Here is a 6,667-nt window from a genome sequence, read left to right on the forward strand (position 1 = left end):
CAGTAACATTAATCATTTCTTAAAAATGTTACTAGTTGTCCTTACATTATTGAAAGTTTAATTATTTTCTGGGAAATGTATGTCAAATGTAGTTCCTTCATTGAGCGTTGAAGACACTTCTACTTTATGATGTAAATGTGCCGATATATGTTTAACAATAAATAATCCAATGCCACTTGAATGTTGATGAAGTCTTCCGTTATAGCCTGAGTACCCTTTATCGAAAATTTTGGGAAGATCGGCTTTACTAATTCCTACACCGTTATCTCGTATAGATAGCACATGATTTTCGTTATTAAACGTAACCCAAATATCTTTACCTCGTGCATATTTCAAAGCATTATTAAGAATTTGTTCTATCATGATCGTACACCATTGAACATCAGTCAGTACTTCATCTTCACAACGTGTGTAATGAATAGTTGTTTTTTGATCGATGAATTGAATCGAATATTTCATAATAAGAGGTTTAACGAGATCGTTAATGGTCACTTTTGAAAAGGACATATCCGTTTCTTGATTCATCAATTTTAAATAGCTGAGTGCAAGACTCGTATAGTTATCAATTTGTATAATTTCTTGACGCACACGATTTACTACATTATCTTCATTTCTTTCTAGAAGGAGTTTTGAAGCGGTAATAGGTGTCTTCATTTGATGCACCCATGTTAGAAAATAGTTCTCAACGTTGACTTGATATGCAGCTTGTTCATTTTTTACACGTTGTAATTCATCTTCTAAGTGAGTAACTTCTTCTTTTAAAGACATTGCTTCTTGAAATCCACTAAGTTGAATCAACCAAAAAATAATCATTATGAAAAGAATAATTGCCATACCTAGAAAGAAGGCATTGAAAGGTAAATTAAAAAGAAAGAAAATCACCAAGAAAAGTAATAAAAATAAAGCTACTATCATAATTTGATGACGTATCGATTTTATAAACGCTTTTAACATACTATTTACACCTTATACCCTACATTTTTCTTTGTCTCAATGAAATCAACAATACCGATAGATTGCAGCTTTTTACGTAGGCGTGTCATATTTACTGCTAACGTATTATCATCAATAAAATTCTCTGATTCCCAACATTTTTCAATAATTGCTGTACGATTGACATACTTCCCTTCATTTTGAAATAATTTATTCAAAATTTGTAGTTCAGTAAACGAAAGTTGTACAGAGTCATTGTTGTAGTATAGTGTGGCTTCATCAACAACGAGCTTACACCCTTTAACAGTCATCTCATTATTTGAAACCGTTAAATCATATGTTCTACGAAGCAATGCTTGAATTTTCGCTATAGTAAGTGACAAATTAAATGGCTTTTCAATAAAGTCATCTCCACCCATTTGAATTGCCATAATTTGATCCATATTGTCAGTACGCGAACTAATGAAAATAATTGGGACATTAGATACTTTACGTATCTCCTGGCACCAATGATAACCATTAAATGTAGGTAAATTAATATCTAACAACACAAGTTCAGGTTCTGTAGTTTTAAATTCTTCAAGAATATTATCAAACTGCTTAGCAATATTCACCTCATAGTTCCAATGTGAGAGTTCATTTCCTAGACTTTCTGCAATGACGACATCATCTTCGACAATCAATACTTTCATTTTTTTCATCCTTTATTTTGCGTCATGATCATTATTGTCATTAGGATTAGACATTTTATTTTTTTCTTTCTCAAATTCATTTTCTTTATGTTGAGTTTTTTTCTTACGTTTTCTTTCTTCTATAATAGATAATGCGATAAATACAATTATCAGTAAAGGAGATAACATTACGAATATCATTATTGATTCACCTCTATATATTTATTAATGACATAATTTCTTTAACTTTATTTTAACGCTTTTTCTTTAAATTGAATATGTTCGAGATTGACTGTTTCATAAAAAGTAAGGAGCGAGATTCGAATTCATTTTGAATACGCTGTCTCACTCCCATACTTCTTTTACTTTTAATCTTCTTTATTTAAAATATACTTTCTAATATCTTCTATGGTGATCGCTTCTTTAATTTGTCTTTGGATATCATTGATTTTTGCTATTCTTCCCATACTTCCTGCCCAACTTTTAGGACTGTGCTGTTTCCAATCATCTAATTCTTTAAATAGTTCTTGTAATGTTGTCATATGTTTACCACCTTTTTTTAATTTGGGTAAATAAAATAGCCCTCCTTAAATAAGAAGCGCTTGTCGACATCTTCTTATCTTTCAGGAAAATCCTGTTGGATGTAGCACCTCACGCAAAGCGCAGTTGCTGAAGTTTCATAGGGCCAATTCCCTCCACTTACTCTTAATAAGATCAAACTATTTTATTTAATACTATTATAACATATATTTTCAATTCTTTATATTAAATTAATTTATCAAAACATAGAATATGATAAATTAATATTTTTTTACAATACCTTAAACTAAAGTTTACTAAATACTTACTTCAAATCAAATAAAGTTTCTTAATATAAAGATGTAAGTAATCTATATTTTACATATTAGGGGGCTTTTTTAATAATGAGTTTCATCAATAAATTTGGAAAAACCACAGTAGCAACTTCAATTCTAGCTGCTTCAGTATTAGGTACAACACATGTGTCATTCGCATCTGGTGCTGGACAAAGTGCTCAAGATCAACAAGGTCAAGATGATAATTACATGGCCATCGGTAACACTAAAAATCCTAAAAATGTGATTTTCATGGTTGGAGATGGTATGGGTCCTTCTTATAATTCAGCTTACCGTTATTATGCAGATAATCCTAATACCCAAGCATTAGATCAAACTGCTTTTGATACATATTTAAAAGGAACTAACCGTACTAATCCTAACGATCCTAAAGAAAATGTCACTGACTCAGCTGCAGGTGGCACAGCTTTCGCTACAGGTCATAAAACATATAATGGTTCAATCTCTGTAGATAATGATAAAAAACCTTTAAAGTCAGTATTAGAATATGCTAAAGAACAAGGTAAATCAACTGGTTTAGTGACAACAGCAGAAATCACTGATGCAACTCCAGCCGTGTATGCGGCACATGTAGATGATCGTGATAAAAAAGATGAGATTGCACAACAATTTTATAATGATAAAATTAATGGCCAACATAAAGTAGACGTTCTCTTAGGTGGAGGTTCTAAATACTTCGGTAAAGAAAATGGTCATTTAACTGAGAAATTTCAAAAAGATGGGTACGACTATGTAACCAATAAGACTGACTTAGCTAACTCAAAAAGTGACCAAGTATTAGGTTTATTTGCTGAGAAAAATATGCCGTTACAAATTGATGCACCACAACAAAATCCATTATTAGCAGATATGGAAGAGAGTGCACTATCTAAATTAGAAAAAAATGATAAAGGATTCTTCTTAATGGTAGAAGGCGCTTCAATTGATAAATCTGGTCATCCTAATGATATCACTGGTGTCATGTCAGAAATGAGCGGTTTCGATAAAGCATTCCAAAACGCTATCGACTATGCAAAAAATCATAAAGATACATTAGTTGTCGCAACTGCTGACCACTCAACTGGCGGTTTATCCATCGCTAAAGGTAAAGATTATGTATGGAATCCAGACGCTATTCATAAAATGAAACATTCTGGCAGTTACATGACTGAACAAATTGCTAAAGGTAAAGACCCTGAAACAGTGATCAATGAAGGTTATGGTGTCGACTTCCCTAAAAAACAATTAGAGAAAGTTAAAGATGCAGCGAAAGAACTAAAAGACGTTAAAGATAAAGCTAAAAATGAAGATGATCCAAAAATTGCAGAAGCAACAACTCAATTACAAGATGCAATTCAAAAACCAATTAACGATGCATCTCATACTGGTTGGACAACATATGGTCACACTGGTGAAGACGTAAATACTTACGCATATGGCCCAGGTGCTGATAAGTTCCGTGGTAACATTGATAACACGGATAGTGCGAAAAACATCTTCGACTTCTTTAGTCAAGATGTCACGTCTAACCAAAATCAACAATAGTATTGAGCTCATAGATAAGACGTTCTCTATAATTAAAGAGCGTCTTGTTTTATGGTCAGAAAAAGCACTTTAGCAAGTAACGAACTGCTAAAGTGCTTTTTACATCACTATTTCATTTCTAAATTATCTTTAATTTTTTGTTTTACTTAGTAATATTTTTAGCTGTAAATGATTTAATTATAATTAGTTGTTGCGTATATCAATACATTAAGACAAAAAACCGAGATATTTCAATCTTAGAAATATCTCGGTTTATATGATTAATATTCAATATTTGGCATTTCGTTTACTTTGCTTTGATATTTTTTGAAAGCAATATAGCCTACAAAACCAATAATAGTTGTAACTAAAAGTTTTTTCATTATTGTCACTCCTTTTAATTTTTAGCGTACATTAGATTTGTTTTGTCAAAAAACAAGTCTAGACTAAATCTATTATACACTCATTTGGTATTATTTTTAAAGTCAATCGAACGAATTGCGTTATATTTATGTCAATTCAGAGAAAGTATTGACAACATATTTAATTTTTCATCACAAATAAACAAATATATATCGCAACAAACTCTAAGAAAGTAAAAAGATAAATATATTTTAAATTCAGCTTTTCTTTAAGTGGTACCTCCCAATGTGGATACTTACGTTCATAATATACATTTTGAACAAAAAACAATCCTAAACCTAATGGTACATAAGTAATCATATTTTTATACTTTGACTCTAACTCTATTTTATTAAGAAAATGTCTAATCAACGCTTGCAATATAATAACCATGACTAAGAGGAGTAGTATGTGAATCATTTTATTGATCGTACTCCTTTCACAAATAATATAACAATGGTTTGTAATAATACCACAAGCATAATAAAAATAACACTTTTTAAATCGATGGCATCAAAAACGTGATACGTAATGGTTAACGAGTGTGTAAATAAATAAATCGTATGAAATCTCAAAACACGTTCTACAAATATTCCTATTCCATTTAGAAACTTTAAAAACAATACTACGTAATGATTAAGGTCATATATTAGAAGTATAATGTTATAAATATAAAGATTATACAATTTATTGCAAAGGAAACACTTATTAAGTAACTATGTAAATACTGCCTATTCAATTAAATCAGTAACGATATAAAAATATATCCTTACAATATAACGTGGTGTTACATTCTACACTACTTTCTTTCTATAAATAAATTAAGGTTAGGAAAAAAGAATGCTAACACATGATATCTTAACATTCTACTTTACTCTAACCTCTTCTATATTAAATCATGTACTTTCGAATTGCATTATTTATGGCTGTCGCAAAACGATCCATTGTTGATGTCCAATTTTTTTCATTTTTACGTGCTTTTGACGAATCATCACCATTACTGAAAAATGATTTTCGAAGATCTGGTGTTAATTCTAGTTGCACGCCTTGCCCTTTTTTATTATAATTCACCACATTATTTGTGTCTATTCCAGCTAAGTGTCCCAAACTACGTTGTACATTAAATTTAAACGTACTTAGCTCTTTTGAGATAAGTTGAATTAATTTTTCATCTCTACCCCCAATAAGCACCGTATTTTTCCCTTGAGATTGTCCTGCACCATGAACAGAAATAGATACATCTTTATTGTAGTTACGATTAATTAAATCCAGATCATTATAATTAGTAGATGTTACATGTAATTGTGAATTATTTTTATTTCTAGTTCCATTAAATGCATAATAATCATAATTTCCTTTATTCGCAATGGCCTTTGTTAATTCTGTCGTTCCCTTCTCAATATTACCTCCATGAGGCGCAAAAATAAGGACATTACTGTGTCTATTCGTGCTTTCTTTTGTCCAATCTTTTCCTTCTTGCGTATCCTTCAGTAAATCTGTCATCGAACGATAATAGTCTGTTGGCTTCACAGATCCTAATTTATAGACTGGTGGTGTTACCATTACAGGTGCTTTTGATGTTTGTGTTATTTGTCGTTTTGTTGTTGTTGAAGATGGTGTTTTAGTTACTGATATTTTAGGTGCATCTATTTTTTTAACAATAGTTGATTGAGTCTTATTTAAGGTCGTATTCTTAGAAGTTACTGGCGTTTTAGTTGTTAAAGTTGATTTTGGTGTTACTTTCTTTGTCGTTGACTTTGTTGTTTTAATTGGTGCAGTAGACTTTGACGTTACGCTCTTTGTTGTCGGTTTTGTTGATGCAGCTGATTTCACTGCTACTGATTTAGTACTTGTAGTATGTTTTGTGTTAGGTACTTGTGTTGATGTAGTAGTTGGTTTTGTGTTAGGTAATGAAGTTTTAGTCGTTGAAACTTGTGAGTGCGTTGTTTTCGTGATGTTCTCTTTCTGTGTGCTAGAATTCAATACTTGATGTATTTCAGCTGCATAAGCATTGTTTTGTGCAAATCCAAAGGCGCCTATCCCTGCAGCCGTCATTGCTAATCCCAAGAACGTTTTAGTTGAATAAGATAAATATGTGTTTTTTTTATTTTTCATTGTTTCCCCTTAGTATTATCAAATATATAGTTTAATAATACTAAGATTTCCAAAAAAATCAATCTTATATTTAATTGTTTTAATTAATTTTTAAATTTCATTAATATCCCACACAATAAAAAAGCTAAACTGTCATATTGGACTGACCCCAATTAGTGGGAATGATAT

Annotated in this window: 9 protein-coding genes and 1 riboswitch; of the genes, 1 reads left to right on the plus strand and 8 read right to left on the minus strand. The window is 30.9% G+C overall.

Features of this window, described 5'->3' with window-relative positions:
• Positions 1–57: 57 nt before the first annotated feature.
• The 4 genes from HMPREF3046_RS06170 to HMPREF3046_RS11335 all read right to left on the minus strand — a co-directional run bounded on the left by HMPREF3046_RS06170 (position 58) and on the right by HMPREF3046_RS11335 (position 2,146).
• Positions 58–954, minus strand: a complete 897-nt coding sequence (locus HMPREF3046_RS06170) for a sensor histidine kinase (protein ID WP_070717585.1) — start codon at positions 952–954, stop codon at positions 58–60.
• 5 nt (positions 955–959) lie between these two features.
• Entirely contained in the window at positions 960–1,625 is a 666-nt protein-coding gene (locus HMPREF3046_RS06175) for a response regulator transcription factor (protein WP_070717588.1), read from the minus strand.
• 12 nt (positions 1,626–1,637) lie between these two features.
• Positions 1,638–1,805 carry a hypothetical protein gene (locus HMPREF3046_RS11330; protein ID WP_167805834.1) on the minus strand — a complete coding sequence of 56 codons (168 nt, stop codon included), beginning with the start codon at positions 1,803–1,805 and terminating at the stop codon, positions 1,638–1,640.
• Positions 1,806–1,972: 167 nt separating this feature from the next.
• Positions 1,973–2,146, minus strand: coding sequence for a hypothetical protein (locus HMPREF3046_RS11335; protein WP_176746075.1), 174 nt, complete (start codon positions 2,144–2,146; stop codon positions 1,973–1,975).
• A gap of 71 nt (positions 2,147–2,217) precedes the next feature.
• Positions 2,218–2,319: riboswitch (SAM riboswitch) on the minus strand.
• Between the two features lie 208 nt (positions 2,320–2,527).
• On the opposite strand from HMPREF3046_RS11335, the gene HMPREF3046_RS06180 reads away from it, so the two are divergent.
• Positions 2,528–4,003: an alkaline phosphatase gene (locus HMPREF3046_RS06180; protein WP_070717589.1), complete on the plus strand. Its 1,476-nt coding sequence runs from the start codon at positions 2,528–2,530 to the stop codon at positions 4,001–4,003.
• 260 nt (positions 4,004–4,263) lie between these two features.
• Here the strand turns inward: HMPREF3046_RS06180 and HMPREF3046_RS11000 are convergent, their stop codons facing one another.
• The 4 genes from HMPREF3046_RS11000 to HMPREF3046_RS06190 form a co-directional block, all read right to left on the minus strand.
• Positions 4,264–4,365, minus strand: coding sequence for an SE2200 family small protein (locus HMPREF3046_RS11000; RefSeq protein ID WP_071859546.1), 102 nt, complete (start codon positions 4,363–4,365; stop codon positions 4,264–4,266).
• Between the two features lie 160 nt (positions 4,366–4,525).
• Complete coding sequence (locus HMPREF3046_RS11510; RefSeq protein ID WP_002449454.1) at positions 4,526–4,705, minus strand: hypothetical protein; 180 nt, start codon at positions 4,703–4,705, stop codon at positions 4,526–4,528.
• Between the two features lie 95 nt (positions 4,706–4,800).
• Positions 4,801–5,070: a DUF1361 domain-containing protein gene (locus tag HMPREF3046_RS11515; RefSeq protein WP_371093790.1), complete on the minus strand. Its 270-nt coding sequence runs from the start codon at positions 5,068–5,070 to the stop codon at positions 4,801–4,803.
• Positions 5,071–5,275: 205 nt separating this feature from the next.
• Entirely contained in the window at positions 5,276–6,499 is a 1,224-nt protein-coding gene (locus HMPREF3046_RS06190; protein WP_070717594.1) for a poly-gamma-glutamate hydrolase family protein, read from the minus strand.
• Positions 6,500–6,667 lie beyond the last annotated feature (168 nt).

It is taken from the genome of Staphylococcus sp. HMSC070D05, from assembly GCF_001815595.1.
GTDB classification, from domain to species: domain Bacteria; phylum Bacillota; class Bacilli; order Staphylococcales; family Staphylococcaceae; genus Staphylococcus; species Staphylococcus hominis.